This window comes from Ruoffia halotolerans (assembly GCF_014049385.1).
Classification (GTDB): domain Bacteria; phylum Bacillota; class Bacilli; order Lactobacillales; family Aerococcaceae; genus Ruoffia; species Ruoffia halotolerans.
The window spans coordinates 79,896-92,524 of the sequence record NZ_JACAOA010000007.1 but is presented as its reverse complement, the minus strand read 5'-3'; the positions used below and the strand labels follow the sequence as shown (position 1 = coordinate 92,524).

Below are 12,629 nucleotides of genomic sequence, written 5' to 3'. Positions count from 1 at the left end.
AATGGTGATTTGACCGAGATTTATTATCTATCTATGGAGAATATAGCTGATTATTCAGTAGAAGATATCGAAGTATTGAGTGAAATAAATGAAAAAAATCTTACTAAGAAAGAACTGAAATTCACCTTAAGGGAGCAACCTCTTGAAAAGAATGAAGAGCAAACGTGGAATTTAGAAGCGATAATATATATCAATAAAGAAACCAATAAGATCTCATACTTCAAATTAGACGATAATCCATATAATAAATTAAAAAATAAAGAATAAAGTGGTTATTACTATGAAAAAGAAAATAAAGTTTTTTATTTTTGTGTATGCTAATTTTTACTACGATATTTGTTCCAAAAAATGAGGTATCTGCACAAGATAGAACGCCATTTACAGTTAATGTTACTGCGGGAGGTTACAGGACTAGTGGGGGCTACAGAAAAAAATATGATTATGCTTCTGCTGCAGTTACTCCAGATTCGGGAATTTATGGTGGAATATATGTTACATTTCGAGTTAGATTTGCAAGAGGTGGCGGTATAGCAACTGATTATAAAGATTTTTCTGGTCATTACCGACAATATCTTCCGTACTATAGTGGCTTAGCAATAGCCGGTGAAGATTATTACTTAGCAGCATCAATGGACGCAGGTCAACCTAGAAATAGTGCGACAGTTAAAGGATATTGGGCACCTTAATAAAGAATTATGAAATCTTATTTACTACATAGAAATTTTTTTCTGAGAGATTAGACTGCTATGTAGTTTTTTTCATATCATAGGATAAGGAGAAGATTTATGAATAAATTAATGAAGTTATTTACTAGTTTGTTAGGATTGATCATTATGGTGAATATTAACTTAAGTACTGTTACTGCACAAGGTGAGTATTTAGTTAGTGATGAACTTATACATGAAGAATATCCAGAAGAAAGTTTTAAATATGAAATAATACAGCAAGATGTGAATGACTTTTTAGAAGGAGTAGCAGCATATCATAATCTGGAAGTGACAGATTTTGAACACAGTTCAATACCAGAACTAACAATGGAACGGTATTCATTTGAGAATGAGTCTTATATATTGAGTGTTGCTCAAGTGGAGAATAGCATTGCTTATGGATATACCAGAAGTGAAGGTTTTGTGTATTATGATGTTCAAAATGTAGTTAAAGAGAATGGACTTGAAGTGTCGACGGAGGATGATTTATCTTTTGCGACTAGAGAGGAAATTACGCAAGAAATTGACACTTTAATACATAGTTTAGGTATTGAATTAGACTATTCAATAGAGTTACAAAGCATCACAGCAAATGATATGAGTACATTATTAAAAGAATACTTTAACTTTGAAGGTGGCGATGAGGAGATTAGTCAGATTGCGACTGATTTATATATGGCTTCCGTTAAATTTTTTATAGATGATATCCCTATTAATGATTTTACAATGGGGGATTATGAAGCAGGTATTGTTGCTGAAGATACAGTGTTTCAATTAACTTTTTCTGAAAATGGTATAGAAAATGCAGATCTCCGGGGATATAACCAAGTAGGTGAAAGACTCAATCAAATTAATTTGAATGCGGAAGAAATAATATCATTAATTGAAAAGAAATATAATAACATAATCATATTAAATGATACCCAATTATCATCCTTAGATTTAGTGTATTTGCATTTATTAGGTTCTAATACCGATGTAGAAACAGAGCACTACTTTCCAGTATGGTTAGGTATTGTTGAGCAAAATGTTGATGGTGAAATTTTTCAAAATTATGTGTTCATTGATGCGGAAACTAAAAAGGAGCTAACATTATATTGATTAAATACATAATAAATGAAGTAAAGAATACAGTTTTTACACTTTATTTTGTGTTAGTTGTATCTGGATATATCTTATTTTTAACGGTACCATTCTTTCAAGAGTTATTTTTTGATCGAACTAATGATGTTAATATAGCGTATATATGGACAATCAGTACTAATCATACTTCGATATCCTTAGCTTTAGTTACAATTGCTAATCTGTTAGTTGCTGATTTTATAGCCAGAGATATTAGACAAGGAGTTATTCAATATACTCTGCCTAGAATGGGAAAGAAGAAATATTTTTTTAGTAAAGTTTTGATATGCATTATTCTGACCTTTGTTGTTGTCATACTAAGTAACGCTATAATAATTTATTGTTTGTCATTTAGCTTTCCTCTGCTTACAACACCGATAGAGAGTAATGAGAATATTTTATATAACTTAACCAATGGTTTTTTAATAAGGAATAATTCACCAATGTGGTTTTATGCTTGGTTAATATTTAAGCAAGGAGCTGAGATAACTTGCGTTATTTTAGTTAGTTTAGTCGTCAGCTTCTTTAGTCAGAGTAAACTTGTTTTATACACTGTGCCTTTAACAATGAACGTTTTAACTATCTTTTTAGACAAACTAAAATTATTACCAATGTTATTAGATCCACGCAAAGTTTTTTCCTTTTATAATATTTTAGATCGTTATTTTGGTGGGGGAGAACTTGAAGAAGGTATTGGATTAGCAACAGTTTATCCTATCATTTACTTAATGGGTACAATACTGATTATTTATTTGTTCATTATTATTTTACATCAACGGCAAGTTGAAGGAGGATATCGATGAGACAAATATTACAATTGACTTGGATTCACATCGTTACAAATTATACCCAAAAAAGAATATTCTTTGCTTTAATTTTGCAGTGGATGTATATGTACTCCGTCTTGAATCCAATATTAGAGTTTACAGGTGAATTTGATTTAAAGGCAAATTTATTTTTGTATCCATTTTTGCATACTGATCCAATTTATATTGTTGTGATTACACTATCTTTCTTGCTAATACTATCGAATATCCCTATGAATAATGAGATGCAGTCCTATTTGCTTCAAAGAACCTCTATGAGTAAATGGATTACTTCACAAATTATATTCATCATCATTAGTATCATTATATATTTAATAAATATTATACTTAGCTATGTCGTTTTAACATTGCCATATATTATGTTTCAAATAAATGCTTGGGGAAAGTTAATTGGCTCACTTAATTACTATCCAGATATTAGCAATCAATACGGTATAGTAATTAATATCCCCTCTACATTAATTGTTAACTACACGCCACTTCAACTCTTCTTAATGACGGTAGTTATGATGGGGCTGATTTTTTTATTTGCAGGATTAATGTTGATGTTATTCAACCTATTGAAACCAGGGCTTGGGTTAGTTCTATATTCAGTGTTTATATTTCTATATTTGGCAATTAGACATTTTGATAAATTTTATGGTTTTTATATATCTGTCTTTTCCTGGATATCTTTATCAAATATCTCTACGTCCAATTTAGATGGCTTTCCAACGCTAAGTTTTGCTATGAGCGTATTAACTTTTGGAATAATTCTAATGCTTAGTGCAATCTATTACATAGGTTATAATGACAAATTAAGGAGCAGATTTATATTATGGAGCAATTGATAGTGAAAAATATGAGTCAAAAATTTAAGGATAGAGAATTATTGACTGATGTTAATATCGAATTATTGTCAGGCAAGATATATGGTTTAATTGGTGATAATGGTAGTGGAAAAACAATTTTTATGAAATCCATTCTAGGGTTAATACCTATAGATACTGGTGAGATATGGTTAGATAATAATAAATTAGGTAAAGACATCGAATTTGCTACTAATACAGGCTTTTTAATTGAAGTTCCTTCCTTCATTTTGGATTACAATCAATATCAGAATTTAAAGTTACTTGCTGATATAAACGGGAAGATAAGTAAACAAGATATCCTTCAAGTAATCGCAGCAGTTGGCTTAGATCCACAAAATAAAGAGAAAGTTAGAAACTTTTCCTTAGGAATGAAACAGCGGTTAGGTATTGCACAAGCGATCATGGAAGAACCAGAGTTATTGATATTAGATGAGCCAATGAATAGTCTTGATGCGAACGGCGTTACATTGATTAGAGAGCTTATTTTAAGCTTAAAGAAAGAAGATCGAATTATTTTAATAACATCTCACAACTCTGAAGATATCGAATTATTATGTGATGTTGTCTTTGAAATTCAAGATGGGCAAATTCATCAATTAAATTAACCCCATCAAAAAAGCGAATCTAGCACACTCCTTGTGCTAAATTCGCTTCTTTGTCTAGTATGCTTGATGCGTAACTAATTCATCAAATAACGGAATTAAATACTGTTCACGGATACGGTATTCAGGCAATATTCCAGGAGAAGCAATCACAGTGTAATTCTTAGAAGTATTAATAACTTCAGCTAAATCAAGATACTCTGCTAATTCTTCACCTGATAAGTAATATCGACTTAAGGGAAATGGACCTTGTGTGTCAGCGATTAAATCATCCAAAGTCTCAGCTGTATAGTTTAGGAAGTGGAAGTCAGCTGGATAAGCCGTCGTAATATATTCAGATACTTTTGCGAGATCAACTTCCGTTTCTAACCAATCTTCGTATTCACTACGATTATCGAGAGGGAATTCTTGTGCTGTAAGTGGAATAATTTTATTCTCTAGAATCTCTACTTTGCTTTCTTGGTTCAAACTGAAAGCTTGGTAACCTACAACTTTACCTTGAGTACCAGGTTGAACGAGGGCAATGTTACGTGGATGAATCCCAGCGTTTATAAAATGTTGATGCCCGCAGATTAAACTATCAATCTCTGGAAATTGTTCCATTAATTGATAGGCCTCATCTTCACTCGATGGGTAGGTCCATACTTCACCAGTCACTGGATTATTAGTTATCCCCCCATGGTAAGCAACGACAATCAGATCAGCCATGTCTTTAATTTGGATGATTAAACTGTTTAACACTTTAATCGGTGGTTTAACCACCACGTCTAATACTGATGAACGGGTAGTTAACCGATTAAACGCACCGGTTAATAGTCCGATAACAGCAACTTTTATCCCATTAACCACCTTAATAGTATAGGGTTCAAAGACTAATTGCATATGAGTATCGAAGAGGTTGGCACATACATAATCGGCTTCAAGGCCATTGACTTGGCTAATTAACCAGTCAAGTCCAAAGTCCAGATCATGGTTACCCGGAATCATAACGTCGTAGCCAATATCATTAGCAATACCAACTAACGGTGATTCACCACCATTTACATAAGCAAAAGTTGCTAGTGAACTGCCAATGAAGAAGTCACCATTATCAATTAATAAATCAGCTCCTAAAGAGGCTTTAAGCCCTTTAAGGTCTCCAAGTCCTTCATCAATATAGCCGTGAACGTCGGTTGTTGCTAGTAACGAAATAGTCATCATTATTTACCTACTTTCTAACGTAATCTTTTGCGAATAGCGGTACTTAATAAGTCAATGATCACAACTACAGCAATAATACCGATCAAGATAATACTAACACGTGCCCAATTACGTTGTTGTAAGGCGAAGATAATGGGTGCACCAATTCCTCCGGCACCTACTAAGCCCAAGGTTGTGGCACTTCGAACATTAATCTCAAAGTGATTAAGTATATGAGAGGCTGCAATTGGTACAACTTGCGGTAATCTAGCATATTGAAAGGATTGCATATGGGTTGAACCAGCAGCAATCATCGCTTCAACGGGTGTCTCATCAATCCGGTCTAACTCTTCACTCACTAACTTCCCTAACATTCCTATTAATTGAACACCTAGAGCAAGTGCCCCAGCGAACGGACCAGGACCCACCACTCGAACGAATAGAATCGCATAGATTAATGCTGGAATCGAACGCATTAAGTTAAGCAGTCCCCTCGTAGCAAGCGGAATAAACTGTAGACGCCCCCAAATAGATTGTGCACTAAGTAAAATAAAGGGTAAGGAAAGAATTGAACCAAGAATAGTACCATAAAAGGCAATCACAACTGTCTCAAACATTAGATGAACTAAGTCCTCACTTGAACCATCATAGACATAGCTAACATCAGGTTGAAGTAAGCTAGTGAATATATTCCATACATTATTAAACTGTAGATTAATCAAGTTTGAGTAATCAATACGAATGAATGAATAGACGATAATTACCGCAAGGACAATCAAAAGACTCGTATTAATGATTTTCTTTTTAGTCATTAGATAACCTCCCGTCGAATATATTCACTAATCCAGTTAGTAATAGCTACCAGGATAAGAATAATGATAATAATTAAGCTAACACGGCCAAATTGCATAAAGCTTAAGGCAGTGTTTAACATTACACCAATTCCTCCAGCACCAACATAACCTAATACCACTGAAGCACGAACATTGACTTCAAAGGCATACAAGGCATATGCATAAACACTTTGCGCTACTTGTGGCCAAACTGAATTCACAGCAATTTGAAAACGGGTAGCACCAATCGATTCATCCGCTTCAATCGGCCCCTCGTCAATCGTTTCGATATTGGCGAAGATTAGTTGCGATACCATACCGAATGTGAAGACTGCAATTGTTAAGACCCCTGTCAATTCCCCAATACCAATAATGGCTACGAATAAGGCAGCGAGTAACAAGTTAGGTATCGTTCTAATCAAGCTGAAGAAAGTTCGGAATAAGTAGGTAATAAAATAATTGCGGGTCACGATATAAGTACCTAGAAAAGCTGCGGGAATAGCGAAGATAACCCCTAAAAATGTCCCAGAAACAGACATTAAGATAGTTTCAATCATCGGCACGATTAATTGATTAATATAGCCCCACTCAGGTCGTAAGAAGCCTTCAAGAAAGACGACTGCTTGTCGGTGGTTCTCAGACACTTCTGTCCAATCTGCATCGATAACAGAGCCAGCCATGAGAAACAGTATTACAATCACGAATATGAGGCTGAGTTGTTTGAACAGATTTTCATGAATTGTTTGTTTTAATTTCATCGTTAGCCTCCATTCTATAGTATTTCATTGTGGACATCTTGTTGAACTTCTCTTTCAATTCCAGCTTTTATGGCGTCTTGTTGAGCTTCTTGCTCATTTTCAAAGATGGCTTTCCCATAGATCTCGTCCAGTTTAGCATCGGTTGCTTCTGAAGCTGGTCCATCAAAGACGATTTCACCAGCACGCATTCCAATGATTCGTGTAGCATATTTACGAGCTAAAGGTACTGAGTGAATATTAATAATAATTGTTCGATTTGCTTCTTCGTTCAAGCGTTTAAAGTCATTCATAACTGTCTCAGATGTGACTGGATCTAAGGCAGAAACAGGTTCATCGGCTAAGATCAAATCAGCTTCTTGAACAATCGTACGGGCAATCGATACACGTTGTTGTTGCCCCCCACTTAAGGAATCACTCCGGTCTTTTAGTTTATCTGCTAGCCCAACTTTTTCCAAAGCGTTCTCTGTACGTGCATAATCTTCTTTAGAGAATAGGCCTAATAAAGTTTGCCAATTATTGTAGTATCCTAGACGGCCTGAAATAACATTTTTTTGAACAGTGTTTTTACGTACTAAGTTAAACTGTTGGAAGATCATGCCGATATTACGGCGCATTTGACGTAATTCTTTTGCATTCGCATTCGTGAGTGATTCACCATCGATTAAAATCTCACCTTCTGTGATCGTATTTAAACGGTTTAAACTCCGTAATAAAGTACTTTTACCAGCACCACTTAAACCAATAATACAGACGAATTCACCACTATCAATGGTAAGGTTAATATTCTTTAGGCCGACAACACCATTATCGAATACTTTGGATACATTTTTTAATTCTATCATTAGAATACCTCCACTATAATGTAAATTAAAAAAGCTACCTTCCGACATAGTCATTACGTGTGAAAGGTAGCTATCTCATATATAACGTTAGAAGAAATTATTGAGCAGCAATCTCAGTATATTCTTTAATTTGGTCGTATACAGATTCGTCTACTTCGTCATAGCCTTGGTGACTCCAAAGTGACATAATCTCTAGACCTTCTTCAGTCTCAGCTAAAGATAAGAATGCATCTTTAATTGCTTGACGTAATTCTTCATCCATGTCTGGTTGGACAGCAATGGCGTCGTTAGGAATCTCACCTTCAGTTAAGTAAAGAACTTTTAATTCTGCCATTAAGTCGTTATCTGGGAAAGCCCCTTGGAACACATTACGTGCACCTTCGAATACAAAGGCAGCATCTTGTTGACCATTTAATACGGCAGTAATTTCACTTGGGATGTCATTAACTGTTGTTAAAGTCACATCACTTGTTACATCAATACCAGCTTCAATCATCTCTGCTACAGGATAGATATAACCTGATGCTGAATTAGGGCTTAATGTTGCGATTTTTTTACCAACTAAGTCAGTTAATTCTTCCATGTCACTATCAGCACGAACTAAAATTTCACCTTGGAATGAACCAGTCGTCTCACCTTCAACTGGTAAACCTGTTTCATCATCGAAGGCCCCTAATACAGATGTTAAGATTGCTTCAGCCGAGCCTAAGTCACGCGCTTGAACATAAGCAGCAGGTGGCATAATACCTAAGTCTACTTGACCCGATGCCATCGCTTGAACAATCGTCGTATAATCAGTTGCTAAAGTAACATTTACTTCACGACCTAATTGCTCTGATAATAAATCAGCAAGAGGTTGTGCACGAGCTTCCATTGAGCCATCGTTATTTGTCGGAACGAATTGAACTTCTAGAGCCTCTTCTTCTTGAGCAACAACAGCTTGATTAGGTTGAACAGCACCCACTAAGCCCCCTAATACTAAACTACTTAATAAAAGTGTTTTGATTTTCTTAAACATTGTATGAATCTCTCCCATTCTATTAATCTATATTGATTATACGTGATAATTGTAAAGATTGTGTAAATTATATATATTATTTTGGTAAAGAGAGCAAAATTGTTCGCAATTTTACTATCAATGATATAAAAGTTTCAAGCTTTCCAAAAAAAATGGTAACACTTACATAATTTTTATTATAATTTATTCATTTAAAGGGAGATACATCATATAGAAGATAAAATTTAGTTCTGAATACATATGTATTCGAAGAACTCATGAAACAAGGGCAATTTCAGATTGAATGGTTAGAAAAAAACAAAGACTTGGGGATTCAAACAGTTGAGATTCGTCGTGAGTATTTACGTGATAGAAAAGAATTAGCCGAATTAAAAGGAAAAGCAACAGAATTGGATATGACTTTGTATTATGCAGTACCTGATGTCTTATTCCCTGGCGTATTAATGAGCAAAGAAACTTTGCATCAATACTTTGAAGAATACAGCGCATTAGGAGCTAATCAATTCAAAAACGTTGCAGGTTATGATGAAGATATAAATGATGTGGATATAGAAATACTTAAATCTTTAATGACAGAATATGGTATTTTACATCTGACATTAGAGAACGATCAAGAAGATTACTCAACCTCTGAGAAGATAAAAAGGATTCTTGATAAACTAAAAGACGCCGGTATTAACGCTGGAATGACTTTTGATACAGGAAACTTCTTAGCAACAGGCCAGTCCCCATTAGAAAGTGCGAAAGCATTAAAAGATGATGTCACGTTCATTCATATGAAAAACATTAAAGCCGATACTAAAGAAATGACTCTGATTGATGAAGGGGATATCAGTATGCTCGAAATATTAGCTGTATTTTCAGAAGAAGTCAATCGGGCAATTGAATACCCATGTGGCGGTAATCCATTTGAGACGGTAAAAGGCGAAATCGAGAAATTAAAAAAGAAATAGTCAGAATTAAATAATACTTTAAAACTGCAATTAATGGAATAATTGCAGTTTTTTTGTTAGAAAAACCAAATAAACATGAAAAAAATAAAATAAAACATTCGATGACTCGGATGAAAAAGAGTAAATTTTTTATTAAAAATTTTCACACATGTCTATGGAAATACTTAATTTAAAAAAAGATGCGATTGTGAAAGAATGTCAAAAAATTAATAATATAAAATAAGTTTCCTTATAAGAAAATGTGAGTCTTAAAAACTAAATATAAAGAGCTATTTATTTCATATATCAGTTGAAAGTGCTCTTGTTTCCTATTATAAGCTCTTTAAAGGTTTCGGATTGCATTATTCACTTTCTAAAAAAGAAAGTTAAAAGTGAGCTATCCAAAACAAATGGTTAAAAAAAATAGTTTATTAGAAGGAGACATGGAAATGGAACAAGTTAACTTAGGTATTATTGGATACGGACAACAAGGTGGATTCTATGGAAGTTTAGACACTGAAGGTAAAGTTGACAAAATGGCAGTAGTAGCGGTTACAGATATTGATGAGGCTAAAGACGAGAAAATCAAAGCAGACTTTCCAAACACTAAAATTTATCGTAACTATAAAGAGATGGTTAATAGTGGATAAGGTGACGCAGTATTGAAAGAGATACCACATTACTAACACCCTGAAATGGCGATTTATGCTTTGGAAAATGGTTTACACGTATTAAACGAAAAGTCAGCAGGTGTATATACAGAACAGGTTAAAAAATTAAACGAAGTTGCAGAGTCTAAAAAAGATGAATTTTCTTATGCAATTATGTTCAATTAACGTAATAACCCGCTTTATCAAAAAATAAAAGCGATTGTAGAGAACGGTGAAATCGGAAATATTCGTCGGACGAATTGGATCATTACAATATAGTGGAGACCACAAGCATATTACGATTTGAGAAAGCAAGCGGACGTTGTCTTAGTAGATGAAGCTCATCTTCTATTATCAAACAGGGATGCCTTCAATAACTTTAATTATCAAAATCACCTTGAATAAATTAAGTGGGGGTGAGGCAACACGGGTGGCTATGGCAGAGATGTTTGTCAAAGCAAGTAATGTATTGATTCTAGATGAACCGACCAATTTTATCGATGTTTTTACGATTGAAGCTTTAGAAAGCTTTATCCAGAAGTATCCAGGTACGGTTATTTTTACATCTCATGATAAGGAATTTGTGAACCGAGTCGCTGATCAAGTGTATCAAATAGATGAAGAAAAGCTCATACATCTTCGTTAAATGAGATTCCAGTGACTAAAAGAGAAATTGATGACGACATTATTAGTAAAATATAACTTAAATGAGAGGGTTCTCGTAGTAGAATAGTAAGTTATAAGGGAGTGGGTGATGACGATGAAAATGAAGACATTAACTAAATTAGCCTTAACGTTCGCAGGGGTTGCAATTGTAAGGAAAGCCTTTGATACAAGCATTCAAATTAGAAAATACCAAATGAAGAGCAATAAAGTAAACAATAATGTTCGGGTGATGTTCTTAAGTGATTTACATAATAACCAGTTTGGTGATAATCAATCTATCTTGATAGAACAAATTTCCGAACAAAAGCCTGACATTGTGCTTTTAGGAGGCGACCTTTACGACTACGTTGGAAATGTCCACCCAACAACTAAGCTTCTCGATTGGTTAGGCCAACATTACCCAACATTTTACGTTACGGGGAATCATGAATTACGTATGAAACATTTAGCTGGCTTTAAACGCTTGATTCGTGAGATGAATATTCAAGTGTTAGAAGGAGACCGTGCGAAAGTAGAAGTGGGTCAAACAACACTAGTAATAAATGGTGTGGATGATGCGAAACACAAACGTACATTTAAAAAGCAATTGAAGCACGTAGGAAAAAAACTAGATACAGAGTATTTTAATATCTTAATCAGTCATCGCCCTGAACAAGTTGAACAATATGAAAAATACCCGTTTGACTTAATATTAGCGGGACACGCTCATGGAGGACAATTCCGATTACCTGGCTTAATTAACGGCCTTTATTCACCGCAACAGGGCTTTTTCCCAGCTTACGTCGGTGGCGAATATGAATTAGAGAATGAAGCTACGATGATTGTCAGTCGCGGCTTGATGATTCAAAATCAAGAGTTCCCACGTATCTTTAATCCACCTGAAATTGTCATCGTCGATTTACATTAAAATGCAAAAAAGCTTAACTATCTCTAAGTATGGTTAAGCTTTTTTAGTATAAAAATAACATTATCTAGGAAGAAGCTCCTAAGATAATGTTGTAAATATGATTAGTTTTGTTTGTATTTTGAGTACAGAGGTTCAAAAGCTTTTCGAAAGGCTGTTTCGTCCGCAAGAGTCGCATGAACTTTTTTTAAGTTCTCGACATTAGGCTCGTATTCTAGCCAAAGTTTAATTCGTCCTGAAGGACCATATTTCTCAATCATATGCGCATAAACTTGTTCAAAAGTATCTTCTTTAACGTAGTCAGGATAGTGATCCAAACTATATAGAATGGTTCGACTCAGTAATCTTTCAAAGTTGATATCGCGATCCGCCTCAGAAATAATCTTGCCATAAAGTGAACGGGGTTCATAAGGTAAAGATGCACGGTGATCTTCTGCTGCTTGGGCAATCGTCTTTATTTCATTATCATTAAAAATTGTTTTTAAGATAAAATCCGCTTCGATAATTTTACGAGAGGCTGATTCATGTCCTTGTCGGCCAAACTTTAAGCCAATATCGTGATAAGCTGCGATAGCATAGACAATGTCTAGATTCACATTATAATTTTTTGCGATATCCAAACTATTCTCAATTACTTGATACACATGATCAGGTTGATGAGCGCCATCATAGGCTTTGTACTGAGGAATTATTTTCGATTCAATATACTCAACTAATTTTTGATTTATCATTTTAACA

17 protein-coding genes and 1 pseudogene are annotated in these 12,629 nt (G+C 34.4%); 12 read left to right on the top strand and 6 right to left on the bottom strand.

What is annotated here, in order from left to right; all coding sequences use genetic code 11:
- From HW423_RS04165 to HW423_RS04140, 6 genes are all read left to right on the top strand, one after another.
- A partial coding sequence (locus tag HW423_RS04165; protein WP_218930687.1) for a hypothetical protein occupies nt 1-267 on the top strand: 267 nt, incomplete at its 5' end.
- Nucleotides 268-314: 47 nt separating this feature from the next.
- Entirely contained in the window at nt 315-686 is a 372-nt protein-coding gene (locus HW423_RS04160) for a hypothetical protein (protein ID WP_218930686.1), read from the top strand.
- 99 nt (nt 687-785) lie between these two features.
- Nucleotides 786-1,808 carry a hypothetical protein gene (locus HW423_RS04155; protein ID WP_218930685.1) on the top strand — a complete coding sequence of 341 codons (1,023 nt, stop codon included), beginning with the start codon at nt 786-788 and terminating at the stop codon, nt 1,806-1,808.
- Nucleotides 1,805-2,632 (top strand): hypothetical protein, encoded by an 828-nt coding sequence (locus HW423_RS04150; protein ID WP_218930684.1) that lies wholly within the window; start codon nt 1,805-1,807, stop codon nt 2,630-2,632. The genes HW423_RS04155 and HW423_RS04150 overlap by 4 nt, the downstream gene beginning before the upstream one ends.
- The gene (locus HW423_RS04145; protein WP_218930683.1) at nt 2,629-3,486 is read left to right on the top strand and encodes a hypothetical protein; all 858 of its coding nucleotides are present in this window, start codon (nt 2,629-2,631) and stop codon (nt 3,484-3,486) included. The genes HW423_RS04150 and HW423_RS04145 overlap by 4 nt, the downstream gene beginning before the upstream one ends.
- Nucleotides 3,474-4,112, top strand: coding sequence for an ATP-binding cassette domain-containing protein (locus HW423_RS04140; RefSeq protein WP_218930682.1), 639 nt, complete (start codon nt 3,474-3,476; stop codon nt 4,110-4,112). Before HW423_RS04145 ends, HW423_RS04140 begins: the two co-directional genes overlap by 13 nt.
- 54 nt (nt 4,113-4,166) lie before the next feature.
- Here the strand turns inward: HW423_RS04140 and HW423_RS04135 are convergent, their stop codons facing one another.
- The 5 genes from HW423_RS04135 to HW423_RS04115 form a co-directional block, all read right to left on the bottom strand.
- Nucleotides 4,167-5,309, bottom strand: coding sequence for a metallophosphoesterase (locus tag HW423_RS04135; RefSeq protein ID WP_218930681.1), 1,143 nt, complete (start codon nt 5,307-5,309; stop codon nt 4,167-4,169).
- 14 nt (nt 5,310-5,323) lie between these two features.
- Nucleotides 5,324-6,100, bottom strand: coding sequence for a phosphonate ABC transporter, permease protein PhnE (phnE, locus tag HW423_RS04130; RefSeq protein ID WP_218930680.1), 777 nt, complete (start codon nt 6,098-6,100; stop codon nt 5,324-5,326).
- Nucleotides 6,100-6,879, bottom strand: a complete 780-nt coding sequence (phnE, locus tag HW423_RS04125; RefSeq protein ID WP_218930679.1) for a phosphonate ABC transporter, permease protein PhnE — start codon at nt 6,877-6,879, stop codon at nt 6,100-6,102. Before phnE (HW423_RS04125) ends, phnE (HW423_RS04130) begins: the two co-directional genes overlap by 1 nt.
- Before the next feature lie 14 nt (nt 6,880-6,893).
- Nucleotides 6,894-7,721 (bottom strand): phosphonate ABC transporter ATP-binding protein, encoded by an 828-nt coding sequence (phnC, locus tag HW423_RS04120; protein ID WP_218930678.1) that lies wholly within the window; start codon nt 7,719-7,721, stop codon nt 6,894-6,896.
- A gap of 97 nt (nt 7,722-7,818) precedes the next feature.
- On the bottom strand, nt 7,819-8,739 hold the full coding sequence (locus tag HW423_RS04115; RefSeq protein ID WP_218930677.1) for a phosphate/phosphite/phosphonate ABC transporter substrate-binding protein: 921 nt from the start codon (nt 8,737-8,739) through the stop codon (nt 7,819-7,821).
- Nucleotides 8,740-8,996: 257 nt separating this feature from the next.
- Here HW423_RS04115 and HW423_RS04110 point away from each other — a divergent pair, with 257 nt between their 5' ends.
- The 6 genes and pseudogenes from HW423_RS04110 (at nt 8,997) to HW423_RS04095 (ending at nt 11,894) form a co-directional block, all read left to right on the top strand.
- Nucleotides 8,997-9,692 carry a sugar phosphate isomerase/epimerase family protein gene (locus HW423_RS04110; protein ID WP_218930676.1) on the top strand — a complete coding sequence of 232 codons (696 nt, stop codon included), beginning with the start codon at nt 8,997-8,999 and terminating at the stop codon, nt 9,690-9,692.
- A gap of 428 nt (nt 9,693-10,120) precedes the next feature.
- Nucleotides 10,121-10,321, top strand: coding sequence for a hypothetical protein (locus HW423_RS04105; protein ID WP_218930675.1), 201 nt, complete (start codon nt 10,121-10,123; stop codon nt 10,319-10,321).
- 60 nt (nt 10,322-10,381) lie between these two features.
- Nucleotides 10,382-10,507, top strand: coding sequence for a hypothetical protein (locus HW423_RS11295; protein ID WP_268951464.1), 126 nt, complete (start codon nt 10,382-10,384; stop codon nt 10,505-10,507).
- Nucleotides 10,508-10,624: 117 nt separating this feature from the next.
- Nucleotides 10,625-10,726, top strand: a complete 102-nt coding sequence (locus tag HW423_RS11530) for a DNA/RNA helicase domain-containing protein (protein ID WP_138403816.1) — start codon at nt 10,625-10,627, stop codon at nt 10,724-10,726.
- Nucleotide 10,727: 1 nt separating this feature from the next.
- Nucleotides 10,728-10,967 (top strand): annotated as a pseudogene (locus HW423_RS04100) (ATP-binding cassette domain-containing protein); the annotation flags it as partial.
- 108 nt (nt 10,968-11,075) lie between these two features.
- Nucleotides 11,076-11,894: a metallophosphoesterase gene (locus tag HW423_RS04095; protein ID WP_218930673.1), complete on the top strand. Its 819-nt coding sequence runs from the start codon at nt 11,076-11,078 to the stop codon at nt 11,892-11,894.
- A 101-nt stretch (nt 11,895-11,995) separates the two neighbouring features.
- Here HW423_RS04095 and HW423_RS04090 read toward each other — a convergent pair whose 3' ends face one another.
- On the bottom strand, nt 11,996-12,622 hold the full coding sequence (locus tag HW423_RS04090) for an HD domain-containing protein (RefSeq protein ID WP_218930672.1): 627 nt from the start codon (nt 12,620-12,622) through the stop codon (nt 11,996-11,998).
- Nucleotides 12,623-12,629 lie beyond the last annotated feature (7 nt).

Coding starts and splice junctions, on each gene's coding strand:
- HW423_RS04160 (WP_218930686.1), top strand. CDS start 315: ATGCTAATTTTTACTACGATATTTGTTCCAAAAAATGAGGTATCTGCA.
- HW423_RS04155 (WP_218930685.1), top strand. CDS start 786: ATGAATAAATTAATGAAGTTATTTACTAGTTTGTTAGGATTGATCATT.
- HW423_RS04145 (WP_218930683.1), top strand. CDS start 2,629: ATGAGACAAATATTACAATTGACTTGGATTCACATCGTTACAAATTAT.
- HW423_RS04140 (WP_218930682.1), top strand. CDS start 3,474: ATGGAGCAATTGATAGTGAAAAATATGAGTCAAAAATTTAAGGATAGA.
- HW423_RS04135 (WP_218930681.1), bottom strand. CDS start 5,309: ATGATGACTATTTCGTTACTAGCAACAACCGACGTTCACGGCTATATT.
- phnE (WP_218930680.1), bottom strand. CDS start 6,100: ATGACTAAAAAGAAAATCATTAATACGAGTCTTTTGATTGTCCTTGCG.
- phnE (WP_218930679.1), bottom strand. CDS start 6,879: ATGAAATTAAAACAAACAATTCATGAAAATCTGTTCAAACAACTCAGC.
- phnC (WP_218930678.1), bottom strand. CDS start 7,721: ATGATAGAATTAAAAAATGTATCCAAAGTATTCGATAATGGTGTTGTC.
- HW423_RS04115 (WP_218930677.1), bottom strand. CDS start 8,739: ATGTTTAAGAAAATCAAAACACTTTTATTAAGTAGTTTAGTATTAGGG.
- HW423_RS04110 (WP_218930676.1), top strand. CDS start 8,997: ATGAAACAAGGGCAATTTCAGATTGAATGGTTAGAAAAAAACAAAGAC.
- HW423_RS04105 (WP_218930675.1), top strand. CDS start 10,121: ATGGAACAAGTTAACTTAGGTATTATTGGATACGGACAACAAGGTGGA.
- HW423_RS04095 (WP_218930673.1), top strand. CDS start 11,076: ATGACGATGAAAATGAAGACATTAACTAAATTAGCCTTAACGTTCGCA.
- HW423_RS04090 (WP_218930672.1), bottom strand. CDS start 12,622: ATGATAAATCAAAAATTAGTTGAGTATATTGAATCGAAAATAATTCCT.